Annotated in this window: 15 protein-coding genes and 1 pseudogene; 14 read left to right on the top strand and 2 right to left on the bottom strand. The window is 58.1% G+C overall.

All coding sequences use genetic code 11. The features are described from left to right. The first annotated feature begins 459 nt into the window (after positions 1–459). The 13 genes from H8A95_RS24475 (at position 460) to H8A95_RS24410 (ending at position 13,102) form a co-directional block, all read left to right on the top strand. Positions 460–2,580, top strand: a complete 2,121-nt coding sequence (locus tag H8A95_RS24475; RefSeq protein ID WP_229185383.1) for a TonB-dependent receptor — start codon at positions 460–462, stop codon at positions 2,578–2,580. Positions 2,581–2,606: 26 nt separating this feature from the next. Further along, complete coding sequence (locus H8A95_RS24470; protein WP_229185382.1) at positions 2,607–3,023, top strand: hypothetical protein; 417 nt, start codon at positions 2,607–2,609, stop codon at positions 3,021–3,023. Positions 3,024–3,190: 167 nt separating this feature from the next. Further along, positions 3,191–3,874: a MotA/TolQ/ExbB proton channel family protein gene (locus H8A95_RS24465; protein WP_229185381.1), complete on the top strand. Its 684-nt coding sequence runs from the start codon at positions 3,191–3,193 to the stop codon at positions 3,872–3,874. Between the two features lie 3 nt (positions 3,875–3,877). Further along, positions 3,878–4,273, top strand: a complete 396-nt coding sequence (locus H8A95_RS24460) for an ExbD/TolR family protein (RefSeq protein WP_229185380.1) — start codon at positions 3,878–3,880, stop codon at positions 4,271–4,273. 14 nt (positions 4,274–4,287) lie between these two features. Beyond that, positions 4,288–5,028: a TonB family protein gene (locus H8A95_RS44215; protein ID WP_338027940.1), complete on the top strand. Its 741-nt coding sequence runs from the start codon at positions 4,288–4,290 to the stop codon at positions 5,026–5,028. A gap of 160 nt (positions 5,029–5,188) precedes the next feature. Then, positions 5,189–6,766 carry a DUF1592 domain-containing protein gene (locus H8A95_RS24445; RefSeq protein WP_229185378.1) on the top strand — a complete coding sequence of 526 codons (1,578 nt, stop codon included), beginning with the start codon at positions 5,189–5,191 and terminating at the stop codon, positions 6,764–6,766. A gap of 13 nt (positions 6,767–6,779) precedes the next feature. Continuing rightward, complete coding sequence (locus tag H8A95_RS24440; protein WP_229185377.1) at positions 6,780–8,114, top strand: DUF1552 domain-containing protein; 1,335 nt, start codon at positions 6,780–6,782, stop codon at positions 8,112–8,114. A gap of 55 nt (positions 8,115–8,169) precedes the next feature. Then, positions 8,170–8,664, top strand: coding sequence for a c-type cytochrome (locus H8A95_RS24435; RefSeq protein WP_229185376.1), 495 nt, complete (start codon positions 8,170–8,172; stop codon positions 8,662–8,664). A gap of 32 nt (positions 8,665–8,696) precedes the next feature. After that, positions 8,697–9,398: a cytochrome b/b6 domain-containing protein gene (locus H8A95_RS24430; protein ID WP_229185375.1), complete on the top strand. Its 702-nt coding sequence runs from the start codon at positions 8,697–8,699 to the stop codon at positions 9,396–9,398. 29 nt (positions 9,399–9,427) lie between these two features. After that, on the top strand, positions 9,428–10,054 hold the full coding sequence (locus H8A95_RS24425; RefSeq protein WP_229185374.1) for a CC0125/CC1285 family lipoprotein: 627 nt from the start codon (positions 9,428–9,430) through the stop codon (positions 10,052–10,054). A gap of 16 nt (positions 10,055–10,070) precedes the next feature. Continuing rightward, positions 10,071–10,460, top strand: coding sequence for a cupredoxin domain-containing protein (locus H8A95_RS24420; protein ID WP_229185373.1), 390 nt, complete (start codon positions 10,071–10,073; stop codon positions 10,458–10,460). Between the two features lie 25 nt (positions 10,461–10,485). Next, positions 10,486–12,033: a hypothetical protein gene (locus H8A95_RS24415; RefSeq protein WP_229185372.1), complete on the top strand. Its 1,548-nt coding sequence runs from the start codon at positions 10,486–10,488 to the stop codon at positions 12,031–12,033. A 163-nt stretch (positions 12,034–12,196) separates the two neighbouring features. After that, entirely contained in the window at positions 12,197–13,102 is a 906-nt protein-coding gene (locus tag H8A95_RS24410) for an alpha/beta hydrolase (protein ID WP_229185371.1), read from the top strand. Between the two features lie 276 nt (positions 13,103–13,378). Here H8A95_RS24410 and H8A95_RS44690 read toward each other — a convergent pair. Beyond that, positions 13,379–13,516 (bottom strand): annotated as a pseudogene (locus H8A95_RS44690) (transposase); the annotation flags it as partial. Positions 13,517–13,980: 464 nt separating this feature from the next. Between H8A95_RS44690 and H8A95_RS24400 the strand changes: the two are divergent. Then, positions 13,981–14,397, top strand: coding sequence for a Rid family hydrolase (locus H8A95_RS24400; RefSeq protein ID WP_229185370.1), 417 nt, complete (start codon positions 13,981–13,983; stop codon positions 14,395–14,397). Positions 14,398–15,343: 946 nt separating this feature from the next. Here the strand turns inward: H8A95_RS24400 and H8A95_RS24395 are convergent. After that, on the bottom strand, positions 15,344–15,556 hold a 213-nt coding region (locus H8A95_RS24395), incomplete at its 5' end, for a hypothetical protein (protein ID WP_229185369.1).

Raw genomic sequence — 15,556 nt, 5'->3', positions numbered from 1 at the left:
AGATAGCGTTCGGCGACTTCCTACTCACTCTCGAACGAGCAAACCAAATCGTAATGTCGCATTGTCGAACGAAAGAATCGGTGCATTTGCCTTCTCTTTCAACGAGATCGCCTCACTGCGCAATGAGAGCGGCGTCGACGGACCAAAGGTCGGTCAATCGCCGCCGCTCTGTGAGCGTTGACTCGAGATGAATCTTCAGGCGGCGAGACAACGGCTCGTCGAACGCCGGTGATCAAGGCCCTTGCCAACGGCGTTACGGCCAATTCACGAGCGGTCTCCACCAAAGTGCGAGCCGCGGTCACCGAAAGCGGAACAGAGCATCGCATTTGCGTAACTTTCACATTCAATTATTCGATGAGCGTCATCTGGCTGTGTAATTACAGGGCCAATAGGACGGCCAACGAGACACTGGACCGATGAGCACGCGGTTCAATGGAAAACAGAGGGGCTACAATGCGAGTGTCAAGTACCGCAGACCGGCGGCGGCTCAAGCGCCGCTTTATCGACGCCGCGCTTTGGTTGGCTGCGAGCGTTCCGCCGGTTGCGGGGGCGCATGCGCAGACGACAGACCTCGGGACCGTCCAAACGTCAGACAGCGGCGACGTCAATTCGGCCGTGTATCAAGCGCCGACGACAACGCCGTTGACGGTGACGCAACCGACCTCCGTCATCGATAAGCACTATATCGAGAACAACATTCCGCCGACCGCCAACTACGACCGCGTCATTAACGTTGCGCCGAGCGTGATGACCGTGCCGGGCGCATTCGGCGGGGGCGACGCCAAGATTTCGATCCGCGGTTTCCAGAACGGCCAATCCAACCTCACCCTCGATGGAATTCCGCTTCGGCAATACAACCTCAACCAGCGCAGCGGCATTTTCATTATGACGAATGATCTTGGAGGGGTCGCCGTCGACCGTGGTCCGGGCACGGCGTCGACCGTAGGCGATGCGACGTTCGGCGGCACCGTTGCACTGCAGACCAAGGCGCCAATGTCGACCATGGCCACAACGGCGACGACGAGCTACGGCAGCTTCAACACTCAACTCTATGGCCTTCAATTTGATTCCGGTCAGATCAAGGGCACCAACGGGGCCTCGTTCTTCCTCGACACGCAGTTTACAAAAAGCGACGGGTATTTCACAAACACGGCCAGAGAGCGGGAAAACGTGGCGCTGAAGATTCAGCAGCCCCTCAACGACAATACGACGCTCACCTTCGTATCGATCAACAATCATGAGATACGCAATTACTTTCAAGGTGCTTCGCTCGCCCAGATCAAGGCCTACGGCCCGAACTATGGACTATCCTCCTCACCGAACAGCCAAGGATACGCGGGCTACAACCGTTATCAGCTCCAGACCGATTTCGAGTACCTCGGTCTGAAGTCCGATTATGGCGAGGGCTGGCATCTCGACAATAAGCTCTACACTTACGGTTACAGGACGCCACCCACGATTTTGGGGGCGGATGTCAGTGGCAATTCCAGGCTCGGCACGGTGTTCGGCGCCAGCGACGTGCCTGGCACGTCAAATCCGGTAGACTATCGCTCCTATGGCGATGTGATCGCGGTCACGAAAGACTTGCCCGACGGAGCCGTGAAGGTGGGGGCATGGGCCGACCACCAGCCGGCGCATCGGGCTAACTTTAACGTCGACATGACCTTGGCGCAGAAATACATCTCCACCGTCTACGATCAGCACCTCGCGCTGGATACTTTTCAACCCTATGTCGAGGCAGACTGGAAAGCACTGCCTGACTTGACGATTACGCCCGGCGTGAAATACGCCTATGTCACTCGCAGCCAATCATCGCTCGTCGATCCCTTCACGCACGGGCCCTTGGATTACTCCCAGACATGGGGCAAGGCTCTGCCCTCGCTTGCCGCAAACTACAAGCTGTCGCCGAACTGGTCGGTTTACGCGCAGGCCGCGGAAGGCTTTTTGACCCCACCTCAAGTGACCCCCGGATCCAGTGTTCAACCTCAAACCACTTGGAATTATCAGGTCGGCACGTCCTACCAGAGCAAGACCTTCACACTTGCCGGCGATGTCTACTACATCGACTTCAATAATATGATCGCATCGCGGACAGTCGGCGGTATTGCGAGCTACTTCAACGCTGGCGGTGCCATCTACCAGGGCGTGGAAGTCGAAGGAACAGTCCACGTAGGCAACGGATTCAGCGTTTTCGCCAACGGCAGCCTCAACAGCGCGAAGAACAAGCAGACTGGGCAATGGATCGCCGAGGCGCCGAACGCAACAGCTGCGGCCGGACTGATCTACGAACAGGGCAACTGGTACGCCTCGCTAACGGACAAATGGGTAGGTTCCCGGTTCGGTGACGTCGGGGAAAAGCAACCGCTGTCACCGTTCAATCAGCTCGACATGGCCATCACCTACAAGGTCAAGAACCCTCTGCCCAATCTGGCGGCAATGACGGCAAGATTTGGGATCAGCAACATCCTCGACAGTCGTACGATTGTAGATTTCGGCGGCTATTCCGGCGGGTCAGTGACGCCGCTGTTCTACACGCAGATCGGCCGGAACATTTATAGCAGCCTGTCTGTGCAGTTCTGACTGCAATCATCCCCGAAGGAACAAACATGAATATGACCCCGGATCGTCTCACCGAGCTCGCGGCGCAATCCGACGGCATTCTCTATGTTATGGCCGTCCTGCTCTTAATCGCGCTCACCGTGATTATCGATCGCTTCTGGTTCCTTGGCGGGACCATCCGTCGCGGAAAACGCTTCACCAGTACTGTCGCGCAATTCGCGAACCTCGACCGGGAGACGCTTGCAGACCTCGTCGAGAAATCGCCGCGGCTGCCGCACCGCGCCTTGCCGGAAGTGCCGCTGCACCATTCCGAGCTGAAGGACGCGCATCGGTCGACACATGGGGCGGCAGGCGCTTTGGCGATGTCGGGGAAAGGCAGTCGCTCCAACCATTCAATCAGCTCGATATGGCCGTGGCCATCACCTGCAAGGTCAAAATCCCCTTGCCTAATTTGGCCGCAGTGACCGCAAAGGTTGGAGCCGATACATCCTCGATAGTCATTCGCTCGTAGACTTCGCTGGATACTCCGGCACGACGTCGACGCCGCTGTTCTACACGCAGATCGGCCGGAGCATCTACACCGGCCTGACCGTGCAGTTTTGACAGAAGATCATCACCGTAGGAAATAGACATGACCCTCGATCATCTCACCGAACTCGCGGCCCAGTCCGACGGCATTCTCTATGTTATGGCCGTCCTGCTGTTGATCGCGCTCACCGTGATTATCGATCGCTTCTGGTTTCTTGGCCGGACCATTCGTCGCGGAAAACGCGTCACCAGTACGGTCGCGCAATTCACGCACCTGGACCGGAAGGTGCTTGCAGAACTTGTCGAGAAATCGCCCCGGCTGCCACACCGTGCCTTGCTGGAAGTGCCGCTCCACCATTCCGAGATGAAGGACGCGCATCGAATGTCGGAGCTCTTGGAGGAGGCGATCCTATGGCAGGTCCCCAAGCTGGATAGCCGCTTGTGGCTGCTTGACACCATCGTGACGCTGGCGCCTTTGCTCGGCCTTCTCGGCACCATCGCCGGCATGGTCAAGGCGTTCGCAGTTCTCGGCGACGCCGGCAACGCGGCGACACAGATCACCGGTGGCGTCGGCGAGGCTCTGATCGCGACCGCATGCGGCCTGCTCATCGCTATCGTTGGTCTCGTTTGCTTCAACAGCCTCAACAACTGGACGCGGCTCATCGTTCATCAACTTGAGACTTTGAAGATTTCCATGGTCAACCGTCTCGATGCTCCTCGGGCGGCTTCGGGGGAAAGGCGTCATTACGGTGCTGCAATCCACCCTGTTGCGCATACGGGGACCTGACCAATGCGATATCTCGAGGTGCGGAAGGGCCGCATAGAAATCATCCCGATGATCGACATCATGCTCTTTCTGCTGGTGTTCTTCATCATGATCACGCTGCGAATGATCCCGGCGACCGGCATCGCTTCTCAGCTTCCACAAAGCAGCACCGCCCAGGATCTGCCCCACCCGAAGATCGTCGTTACCCTGTTTGCCGACGGCGCTATCGAGACGGATGGTCAAAAACTAACCATTGACGATCTGACGACAAAACTCGCCAGCGAGCCGGACCGCGAGCACGCTGCCGTTACCATTGCCGGAGCCGGCACCACCACGCTCCAGAATCTTCTCGCTGTGATGGATGCGTGCCGCAAGGCCGGCATAGTCCAGGTGGGCCTCGCCGCGAAGGAAGCCAAGTAAGGAGTACGATCACTGTGAGCATCGCGACAGCCGAGCATTTCAGCCCACCGCAAGAGCGCTCCGTACTGCCCGCTTCGTTTGCCGCCGCGCTATTGCTGGAGGGCCTATGTTTTTTTGGCGTCATCGGCTGGCTCACACAACGCCCGGCCAAAATCGAGTCGTCGGCGCCGACCATGCAGATCTCGCTAGTGGCCGCTCCACCTGCGCCGAACGAAGCTCCGGCGGATCCGCCTCCCATGGTCGCGGAAACTCCGCCGGTGCCCGAAGAGACTCTCCCGCTACCGGAAGATCCTCAGGTTACTCCACCGCCGGCAGAGCTTGCTCCACCGGAGCCTGCTCCGCCGCCTCCGAAGACGGAGGCGCCGGTCGCCCGCCCGAAGCCAGCAAAACCGCAGCCGCAGGTCCAAAAGAAACCGGCCGCGCGCCCCGTACAGCAACAAGCGACGGCAAGCGCGGCGCCGAGCGCTGGCGCGATGTCGAGCTTTCAAGGCCAAATGCGACGTGCTGTAGAAAGTGCGCTGATCTATCCGGCATCGGCGCGTGCCTCAGGTCAGCATGGACGTGCCCGCGTGACGTTCGATTATCTCGACGGACGCGTATCGGGGATCAGCTTGTCCCAATCGAGCGGATCTTCGGTTCTTGATCAGGCCGCACTCGCTACGGTCAGGAGCGCGCATTATCCGCCTCCGCCGCCCGAGATGAGCCATCGAACGCTCCATCTCGGTATCTTCGTTGAGTTTAAGGCAGGTATGTGATGACAGGTGCCGTGATTGAGCGAAGGCGCGGGCGGGCGCTATTTGTGAGCGCAAGCGAAGCCGAAAACGGGCGCGCAGTCTATCGAGAGGCCCTGTAATGGGACGCATCCGAAATCTTGTCATCTCCCTACTATCCCTAACAGCGTCGGCGTCCGGTGCGATGGCTGCCGACATCACTCAAGCCCGGTCCGGCGCCGATTCGAAAATCGTGAGCATGAGGCGGCTGACGGAGGTAGAGTACCGCAACTCCATTGCCGATATCTTCGGAACCGAGATTGAAGTGCGCGGTGCCTTCGAGCCCGCGATCCGCATTGGCGGCTTGCAAGCAGCCAGCACCTCGGTGCTTTCGGTAACGCCCGTCGGCTTTGAAGCTTTCACCAAATTGGCTGACAGCATCGCGATCCAGGTGACGGAGGAGAAATACCGCACCAAGCTTCCCTGTGTGCCCAAGTCTGCCAAAGAGCCCGATGATGCCTGCACCGCGCAGGTGCTGAGCCATTATGGACGGATGCTGTACCGCCGGCTATTGACCGAGAACGAGATCAAAAGCGCCGTCAGTCTGAGCCAGGGACTCGCCGAGGCGCAGAACGACTTCTATGCCGGCCTGCGCTATGGTCTGGCCAGCTTGCTCCAGGCGCCAGATTTCGTATTTCGCATGGAAACTGCCGTGCCGGCCGGCAACAAGCAATGGGCGCTGGACTCTTACAGCAGGGCCATGCGCCTCAGCTACCTGATGTGGGATTCAACGCCCGACGCCGAACTGCTGCAGGCGGCCGAGAAGGGCGATCTGAACACCGCCGCCGGGCTCGAGAAGCAGGTCGACCGCTTGATGTCTTCACCGCGCCTAGAAATTGGGATGCGCGCCTTTTTCAATGACTCGCTGGAGCTCGACAATTTCGACACGGTCTCCAAGGACGGCATCCTTTATCCCAAATGGAGCTCAGGCATCGCCGCGTCAGCGAAGGAAGAGACGCTGCGCACCGTCATTGACCTGGCATTGCATGGTAACGGCGACATGCGCGACCTGATGACCACTCGCAAGACGTTTATCAATCGCAATCTAGCAGCCGACTATCAGCTGCCGTTTCAGTTCGAGGGTGAATGGATGCCGTATGAGTTCAGGCCTGATTCCGGGCGCAGCGGCGTTCTGACCCAGGCCAGCATGCTGGCGATGTTCTCCCATCCCGGTCGCAGTTCACCCACCAAGCGCGGTGTGGCAGTGATGGAGATCTTCCTGTGCGAGCCCACACCCGCGCCGCCGGCCAATGTGGATTTCTCGGCCGTCAATGATACCAGCGGCCCATTGAAGACCGTGCGCGAGCGCTTGATGGCGCATGCCAACAATAGCACTTGCTCATCCTGCCATAACCACAGCGATCCCATTGGGCTTTCCCTTGAGGGCTTTGACACGATCGGTCAGCGCCGCACCATGGAGAATGGCCAGCTGATCGATCTTACGGCCACGATAAAGGGCAAGCATTTTGTCGGCGCCGCGGGGCTTGGCCAAGTCCTGCACGACGATCCCAAATACACAGCCTGTCTTGCACGCAAGATCTATGCGTTTTCCCGTGGCGTGAACAGCGAAGATGTCCCCGCCTCGGCCTTCAAGACTGCCCATCAGGCCTTCGCGGATTCCGGCTTTCGCATCCGTTCTTTGCTGAAGAGCATGGTCGAAGACAAGGACTACTTCAGCGTGCCTGCGCCTTCCCCCGAAACAACCACCTCCGCGGCCAAGTAGATAGGAGCCAGTCATGAAGATCGATCGCAGATTTCTGCTCCGGGGCACATACCAGGGTGCCTTGGCCATCATGGGCCTGCCGTTCCTTGATTGTTTCCTGGATAACAAGGGCAAGGCGCTGGCTGCGACGGGAAAGCCGCTTCCGGTCCGGTTCAACACCTTCTTCTACGGCTGCGGGCTGACCAGTCAGTTGTGGATCCCCAAGACGGGCGGGAAGGACTGGGAGATAACATCCCAGTTGAAACCGCTGGAGGCCTATCGTGCCAAGCTGAACGTGTTCAGCGGTCTGCGCGTACCGCTGGACGACAATCCCAACTACCAGCATTGGTCGGGCGCAGCGGCCGCTGCCACGGGCATTTCGCCTACCAAGGTGAAGGAGTTCGATTCCAAGACCATCGACCTGCAGATCGCCGATGTCATCTCGCGCGGTGCGCGGTTCAAGTCGATCTCGGCTTCCGCCGCTGGCGACCCGAAGCAAAGCTATTCCAGCCTTGGCGGGGCCAATGCCATTCCGGCAGAGGCCTCGCCCTTGGCGCTTTACACCCGGCTGTTCGGGCCGGGCTTCCAGGACCCCACCAAGGGGGACTGGCAACCAGATCCCCGGGTCCTGATCCAGCAAAGCGTGCTCTCGGCTGTGGCCGACAACCGCAAGCGCGTTATGCAGAATCTGGGCCCCGTCGATCGCGCCCGCATGGACCAATATTTCACCTCGGTGCGCGAAGCCGAACTGCGGCTGGCCGCGGAACTGCAGCGTCCCGAAATCCAGGCCAACGTCACCATTCCCCCGGCGCCCGCCGAGATGGTGTGCAACAATGCACTCCCTAATCTACGCAAGGCAACTCCGTTGATGGCGCGGCTGGGGGCGCTGGCTCTCGCCACTGACCAAACTCGGGTGTTCAATCTCAGTATTTCGGAGCCGACATCAGCGATCTTCATACCGGGCGATCCCTTGGGCTATCACGAGTCCACCCATCAAGAACCAATCGATCCGGTCCTCGGTTATCAGCCGCGGGTGGCGCAATACAATGTGGACGCGATGGAATTATTCGCAATGCTCTTGAAAGAGCTGGAGGCGGTGCCCGAAGGCGACGGTACGGTTCTCGACCACAGTCTGGTCTTTGCTTTTACGGACCAAAGCTTTGCCAAAATCCACGCCGTGGATGGCCTTCCGATCTTCGTGGCCGGTGGCGCCAGCGGCCGTATGAAGACGGGGTATCATATCGCCAGTGACAACAGTCCGGTGTCGCGCGTCGGCCTGACAATCCAAAAGGCGATGGGCATGTCGCTCGACATTTGGGGCCAGGGCTCCATGGAAATCAAACAACCGTACACGGATTTGTTGGCGTAAGAGCATCCGCTTCATGACAAGTAAGTCGCCATCTCAGCCTGGAGTTGTTGTTCGTATGTCTGCGTCGGGCTTCCGCTGCGTTGCCATAGCGGTGTGTGTAGCGTTTGGTCTTGCCTTCTGGAGGGCTGCCGCGGATCCGGCTGCGGTCGCTCAAATCAAGTCCCGCCAGGACAAGTTGCGTGACATGGGCGGCGCGCTGAAGGCGATCAATGATGAGCTCAAGAAGAGAAGGATAGATTGGGACAATACGGTCATGCCTAACGCTCAGACGATCAAGGATCGTAGCGGATACCTCTTGAACTGGTTTCCCAGAGGCAGCGGCCCTGAGTCCGGAGTCAAGACCTATGCGTTGCCGGCAATCTGGCAGAACGATGATGATTTCGTAACATTGGGCAAACTAGCGCAGGTCGAGGCTGCGAAGCTGAACCAGGTTGCGCTCAGCAAGGACGCGAATGCGCTGAAGGCGGAGGTGGAAGCGATGGGCAAGGCCTGCAAGGCCTGCCATGACAGCTATCGTTCGCCCGACTACACAAAAGAAAATGACAACTAGAGCGGTTCATGAGTTCCTCTGAGGTGAGCCGCATGGAATCGGCATTGGCCGACACAACGGACCTGAGAGTCTGGGACCTGCCGGTGCGCGCCATGCATTGGCTGCTGGTGATTGGAATCGGCGTTTGCTGGTGGACCGGCCTTCACAATGAACTCGAATATCATCTCTATAGCGGTTGTGCGGTCTTGTGGATCGTGCTGATGCGTCTCTATTGGGGGGTGGTCGGCTCTTCAACCGCGCGCTTTGTCAATTTCGTGCGGGGCCCCAAAGCCATTCTCGACTATGCCAGCACGCTGCACCGGCGCGACACTCCCCGCAGCCATGGCCACAATGCGCTGGGAGCGATCAGTATTGTCTTCATGATGGGGCTGGTCCTGGCGGTTGTCATTCTTGGCTTGTTTGCGGTCGATGTGGATGGGCTCTATTCGGGGCCCCTGTCGAGCTATGTCACCTTCAAGCAGGGCCGCGACCTCGCGCATCTCCACTACCATTGGTTCAATATCCTCCTATGGGTGATCGCGCTGCACCTGACGGCCGTGATCTTTCACTTCATCTACAAGCGCCAGAATCTCATTGGCCCCATGATCCACGGCAAGCGTCCAGTTGACGCAGGCGATATTGGCGAAACTGCCGAAACGGAAATCGGGGGCGCACGCCCCCTCTGGCGATTTGTAATCGGTGCTGTCCTCGCGACCGCCATCGTGTACGCAGTGTCGATCGGCTTCTATTTCTAGGATCCGAGAAAAGAACAAGGCAGGAAAGAATGAAACGCAGTATTGCTACCGGGGTGGCCCTCGTCGCGCTTTGCGCCTTGGCCGGAATCAGTTTGGCGGCTGATCCGACGGCCACCCCGGCTTTAACGCCCGCGCCGGCCAAGCCCGCCCAGGCTTCCTCCGACAATCTCCCCTTGGTGCCGCCCGCCAAGCCCGGTGTTTTCACGGCGACGAAAATGGGCTCCGACCAGTTTCACTTGGTGGTCGCTGGCCATAAATTCACAACCCAAAGCGATATCGAGAAATATCTCACCTATCGCGCCGCGGAACTGACCATGGAGCAGAAGGCGAGCTGGTTCACATTTGTTGAATCCCGCACCAAAGCTGACACAGCGCCCGTGCCCCAACGCGATCCCGCCGGGCTGCGTTACAGTTTCCGCATGGAGTATTTCCGCCCTGTCTGGCGCTACAAGACCAGCAGCTCCCCGGTCTGGAAAAGCTGGAGTCCTTTCGCAGGCGCAGCCTTCATCACGGATGGCCCGAAAATCATCACGGATTTCGAGGTCAGTGCAGACATCGTGCTCCATAAGGGCCAGATGGATGACGTCAATCCGCTGGCTTTTGAAGCCGGAGCGGTATCCGACCTCCTGATTAATCAGGTCTCGCCGCCGGAATAACCGCAAGGAACGTCCAATGAAGATTCATCGTCGCGCCTTTACTGAATTGCTCGCCAGCCTCGGGGTTGTTGTGGTTGCTCCCGCATTGGCCGAGGGCAAGATCGTCGAAGTTTCGATGAAGAACAGCCCCAAGGGCGCGTTCGCGCCCGCGACCATCAATATCAGCGTGGGCGACACCGTGAAGTGGACCAATCCCGCGGTCATTACCCACTCCGTCACCTTCGATCCTGCACAAGCGACGACGGCTTCGCATGTCGTATTGCCGGCGGGCGCGGCGCCATTCGATTCCGGCAATATGGAGGAGGGCGCCACCTTCAGCCACACCTTCACGGTAAGGGGCACCTACAAGTATGTCTGCAAGTTTCACGAAGCGATGGGAATGGCTGGAACTGTCGTCGTGTCCTAGATCCTGCCGTTGAAGGGAGAGCGTCATGAAGATGAGTAGAGCGCTATTAGCTTTTGCGGCTGCCACAGCCTTGACCTGCAGCGCAGCTTTACCCGCCGCGGCAGATACCTGGACTCGCGGCTTTGTGGTGAGTGCCTATGAATATGCCTTCCGCTATGGGGGGCGGCCTGATTTTACTCGCGGCGGGGAGATCGAGCCGGGGGTAGATTGCCCCCGTGGGAGTACTACTCATTTCGCCAATCCTGACCAGACCAGGATCGCGCTGGCGCGCCAGAAGTGGCGTTCGCAGCAAGACATCGACTGGATCGCTGCCCCCCCTGGGCTGGACCAGGTCCGCGACCCGGGGCAAGTGCGCCGATATATCTGGCGACGCGCCCTAGCCTATCGCGGATACAAGCGTGGCATCGAAACCTACACCAATCCCTGGGCTGCCGATGATCCCGGCCAGCCGCAAGTGACCAGTCGCATCGCCGACGGTCTCAATCTTGATGGCAACGTCGGACCCAATGACTTCGTCAGCCCCGGTGGAGAAAAAGGGGTCGACAACGCTTTATACCGCGCCTGGGGATGCGACGCGCCATGGCGTGGCAATGGCAATGCACCGTACGCCCTGGCGGTTCGCGATAGTATGCTGTTCGGTCTCTACACGATGGTTCTGCGTGTCTCCGGCAACCAGGATCCGATGAATGATAGTGATGCGACGGTTGAGATCGGTTACTCGCCGGACAAGATTGTACGAGATTCCCGCGGTGGAATTGCTGCCGACTATTCCTACCGTATTCTGAAATCCACCCAGTACACCAAGCTGAAAGCGAAAATCACAAATGGCGCGGTCGAGACAGAGCATGTTGAGCATCTTCACATGCCGCGCATCGCCTATGTCTACCACATGACCGGCGACATGGACCTTACAAAAGGCAAGATGCGTCTCGACATTGCTCACGATGGCCTAAGCGGCACTGGTCTAATAGGCGGCTACAAGAACTGGCGCGATCTTTATGCTGAAGCCGCCTTCGTTAACGATGGCGGCGGCCTGGACGTCACTCGTTATGAGGATCACGTGGCGCTTTACTTCGCACTCCGCCGCAATGCGGATGGCATGTACAACGAAATGACCGGCCAATATGACGGCATCTCCACCGCGTTCCGTATCAAGATGTCTTCGGCTTTTGTCGTGGACCCCGACAAGCCTATGGAAATTCCGATAGTGGCAGGTGAGCAGTGGCGAATGAAGGGCACCGAGGCAAATAAGGCAGCGTTCATCAAAGGCGCCAAAACCCGCATTCCCCAAAATCCCCCACCGGGCGTCTCGCAGACCGCCGCCTTTCCTACGCTTGAACGAGCGATGAAGGACCTTCCCAGCAGGGATTTCTTCCTCACGCTCGATCGTCCTCATTGGCCGGATGGCGTGGGCGTGGACACGTACGGTAACCCGATCGATGACGATGGTGACCGCATCGACAGCCGCGGCAACAAGCTCGATGAGCGAGGTAATCCTTTGACGCCGCCTCAGCCCCAACATCAAGTCAGCAATGGCGCGCCCGCCACGGTGGCAACAGGGCAAGAACGGTGAGGGGCGGGTTGATCGTCCTCGGGCCTTGCGAGGCAGAGCATTTGGTTCGTCAGTTGAGCACGAGCCCAATCAAACTAGAACTCACGACCCCTACACCACGTCCTCGGACACGATCGGAACGCGAATGATAAAATTATATAGGTTCATCATTGGTTGCATGGTTATGACGGTAACCTATGCGTCAGCTCAGACGCCCCCGCGCTCCGAAATTACCCATAATGAAGAATATCATGGCTACTTCATCCAGCCGGCCCGCCTCATCCGCGGAGCAGGTTTGCCATGGGATCACCAAATTCAGGTAGCATTGCCTCCGAGCTATTTCGATAGCGGCAAGACATATCCCGTGCTCTGGGTTACCGACGGAAGCTTTCGATTCAAGTGGGCTATCGATACACTGACTCTTTCCGGAATCGATCAGGAAATGATCATCGTCGCCATAGGTGCCCCGCCCGCTGCTAGCGCCGAAATGCTGAAACGTCGAACATACGATTTCCTTCCGAAGGTGGATATAGCAAAGAACAATCCGGAGTTACAGAAGCAAATCGAGCTTTCCGGATTGGCATCTAACGAGACGGGCGGCGGCTCTGATTTTGTTTCATTTGTTACTGGTGCGCTGAGAAATGATTTGGGTAAGCGCTACCTTATGTCGGACGATCACGTCCTCTATGGTAGCTCTCAGGGAGGTATGTTTTGCGTCTTCGCTCTGTTTGAAAACGCGGGTGCCTTCAAGAGTTATATCTGCAACAGTCCCCCACTCGCCTATGGCGATGGCATGCAATTCAGGGCAGAACAGCAATATGCGCGGGCTCACTCCGACTTGGCCGCAAATCTGTTTTTAAGCGCGGGAGAGGGCGAAATTTTGCAGGGCGGCACAATCACACCGTTTCATGTCGTGAGTTCCATGAGTTTGATGGCTGAGACGCTGAAGCTACGCAATTACCCTTCATTGAAGCTTAACGTCAAAATATTTCCAGACGAGATACATCACCGTTGGACAAGCACGCTGAGTTTGCGTTGGGCGCTGCGGGAATTGTATCACTCGCCCAAATCCCTCAACGTAAAAGGGTAGACGGTCCGCAGGGACGCGCCGTCCGATTGGTCCCCTCTGTGGCCCTGCGCGCAAGGCGGTTGGCCTATATCGTTCCCCAGTCACATGGGCCGCAATATTATCGGCCACGTTGGCAAAAGGCTCGCAGCCGACGCGCGTCACGCGCTAAGGACCTCACCGACCATCTTGCGCTTCCGGCCATGCTTCATAGCTTTCGGCGGATCACGCCCTGCAGCATCTCTGCTGCTTCAACCGTCGCATCTCGGCCGGCAACACTCCGACGTACTTTTTCTTTCAGTTTGAAACAGGCGCTTGGCTGATTCCGGCGTTGCGGCAGATCTCCGCTACCGCAATCCCGTCGTTGCCTTGCTTGAGAATGAACGCCTTCTGGCCATCCGAAAATCTGAGGCCTTCATCCTTCTTGGCGACTCCCAGCCGAGAGGATTCGGCAGCGAAAACTCTGGCCAAAATCCGTTCAGTTTGCCGGCCTCAGATCAATCACAGCAAAAGGGTGGAACTCTTGCGCGCCATCCCCAGCGGAACGCAGGTCGCATTCCCCGAGTTTGATTAGGAGGAAATCCCCGATCAACATGAGGATGATTGGCAACCAATATGTCGATCGAACAATAAGTCTGCTGCGCAAAGAGAGGGCCTACGAAGTCGTCATTGCATCTGCTTGGGGCCGTTTGCTAAGCGTCCGGAAAATGATGTCCTAAGCGACACGCACATCTAACGTCATCCAGAGCAAATCTGTTGAAGAGAGACCGGAGAGCGAGACGGACGATTAAACAAGCCGTTCTTACAACCTCATTGCATTCTATTCCAAACTGAAAGTACAGTGCTTGGGGCGAACTTAGGTAACCTTGACGCGCCGCACGACTGTGGCCAGGATCGCTCGCATGTCTCGCCGCACCGTCGACGCTAGGCGACCTTTCCGGAGGGTAAACGTGAGCTCGGGATTTCCGATAGATCGTGCACCAGGCGTGGCGCCTGGGCGGAGTTCAGGCTCTGCCTACGGCAATCTAATCTGGGCCGTCGCTACATCCGACGACAAGACGCTTGACCTGGACGGCCAGATAGCCGCAGCGTTTGCGAAGATCGAGCGTGTACTAGGGCACTTCAATACGGATAAGCGTTATTTGGTATCTGCGAATATCTTTCTCTCGAACCTAGATAACAAGAAAGAGTTTGACGTAGCGTGGAAAGGATGGGTGGGTGATAACCCTGAACACTGGCCCCAGCGAGCATGCATCGGGGCAACCCTTTCCCCAGGTACGCTGGTTGAAATCTCGGTTGTTGCAGCGCGACCGAGTTGATGCTTTCAAAGGAGGCGAGCTTCAGCAGAGCAGCCTTAACCACGTCCAACTCCCGGATTCTGAAGATCGGAGTGGGTCCCTCCAGGGGAAACGGGGGCTAACTTTAAGCTTGGCTGGTATGCCGGCTTTAGGACCAAAGGGCTTGTCAAGGCCGCACCCACAGCATCGACTTCAAGCGCCTAGGCGGCTTAGGAGTTTCTCGCCGGCGACACGTTCCATGGTACGCGTACGACGAAGTCCTCAACGGAGGGATACGTTCTCCATGGCCTGTCGAACTGCCACGACTTTGTCCAAACCCAATCCGCGTGCGGGGCCAGAAGCAAGCGGGCGCTTTCGATGACGAAGTTGAACCCAAAAAATCATCGACGATCTCGGGCAGATCGCGGCGCCAGTCGGCAGTGAGTGCTTCGGGTCCCCAGTAGTAAAGGATGAGCAGACTGACGCGCTCGAGCGCCGCGATTAGACGGGGGAGACGGCCTTCGCCGCGCGCCCGGGTGAGATCGGCGAACAAGCCGGGCAACGCGCTTGTAGAGGACGGAGAAGCCATCGCGGCAGACGCTTTTTGCCGAGCGGGCCGGTGCCGGTCGGACTGACGATGAGGAGATGGTTGTTCTCGCGGCTTCATTGGCAGGTGGTGAGACCTATGAAAGAGGCAGCGATCGAGACCACGAGCGGTGCGATAGTCGACACTCTCGATGGTGGCGGCCTAGAGCGGAGTTGACATTGGCCAAGCGCCGTACAAGGCAACGATTGTTGCGGGCGGTGACCTCGCGATCGACGAGTAGACCGAGCCAATCGGGCGGCATGTGGGCGGCCCGCAGGCGTAGAACGTCGCGAATGCGGCGCATGGACAGTATCTCTGTCGGCATCTCAACCTCTGCTGTCGGGCAAAGACCAGTTCACCTGGAATGTTTGGGACTTGATCACGATCGTCCGGAGCACGCAATTAGATGCGCGACAGCTTTCTCTCTGCTTGGCCGCGCGCGTCCGACGTGTGCACTGTTATCGACGAGAAAAGTAGGCTGGAGCCATGCAAGGCGGCATCATCGTAACAAACAATAGCTGGTTGCGGATTCCGATGATCGCGCGCAGCTATTCCAATCTGATGCCGCGCAGCGTTCCAATCTGATCGCGCGCAGGTGAAGCCCCGATCGTTAAA

Origin of the sequence: Bradyrhizobium oropedii (assembly GCF_020889685.1) — a bacterium.
Classification (GTDB): Bacteria; Pseudomonadota; Alphaproteobacteria; order Rhizobiales; family Xanthobacteraceae; genus Bradyrhizobium; species Bradyrhizobium oropedii.
This window is presented reverse-complemented; position numbering and strand designations above follow the sequence as displayed.

Excerpts from the sequence above, each read along its gene's own strand:
- H8A95_RS24470 (WP_229185382.1), top strand. The coding sequence starts at position 2,607 with ATGAATATGACCCCGGATCGTCTCACCGAGCTCGCGGCGCAATCCGAC.
- H8A95_RS24465 (WP_229185381.1), top strand. The coding sequence starts at position 3,191 with ATGACCCTCGATCATCTCACCGAACTCGCGGCCCAGTCCGACGGCATT.
- H8A95_RS24460 (WP_229185380.1), top strand. The coding sequence starts at position 3,878 with ATGCGATATCTCGAGGTGCGGAAGGGCCGCATAGAAATCATCCCGATG.
- H8A95_RS24445 (WP_229185378.1), top strand. The coding sequence starts at position 5,189 with ATGGCTGCCGACATCACTCAAGCCCGGTCCGGCGCCGATTCGAAAATC.
- H8A95_RS24440 (WP_229185377.1), top strand. The coding sequence starts at position 6,780 with ATGAAGATCGATCGCAGATTTCTGCTCCGGGGCACATACCAGGGTGCC.
- H8A95_RS24435 (WP_229185376.1), top strand. The coding sequence starts at position 8,170 with ATGTCTGCGTCGGGCTTCCGCTGCGTTGCCATAGCGGTGTGTGTAGCG.
- H8A95_RS24430 (WP_229185375.1), top strand. The coding sequence starts at position 8,697 with ATGGAATCGGCATTGGCCGACACAACGGACCTGAGAGTCTGGGACCTG.
- H8A95_RS24425 (WP_229185374.1), top strand. The coding sequence starts at position 9,428 with ATGAAACGCAGTATTGCTACCGGGGTGGCCCTCGTCGCGCTTTGCGCC.
- H8A95_RS24420 (WP_229185373.1), top strand. The coding sequence starts at position 10,071 with ATGAAGATTCATCGTCGCGCCTTTACTGAATTGCTCGCCAGCCTCGGG.
- H8A95_RS24415 (WP_229185372.1), top strand. The coding sequence starts at position 10,486 with ATGAAGATGAGTAGAGCGCTATTAGCTTTTGCGGCTGCCACAGCCTTG.
- H8A95_RS24410 (WP_229185371.1), top strand. The coding sequence starts at position 12,197 with ATGACGGTAACCTATGCGTCAGCTCAGACGCCCCCGCGCTCCGAAATT.
- H8A95_RS24400 (WP_229185370.1), top strand. The coding sequence starts at position 13,981 with ATGTCTCGCCGCACCGTCGACGCTAGGCGACCTTTCCGGAGGGTAAAC.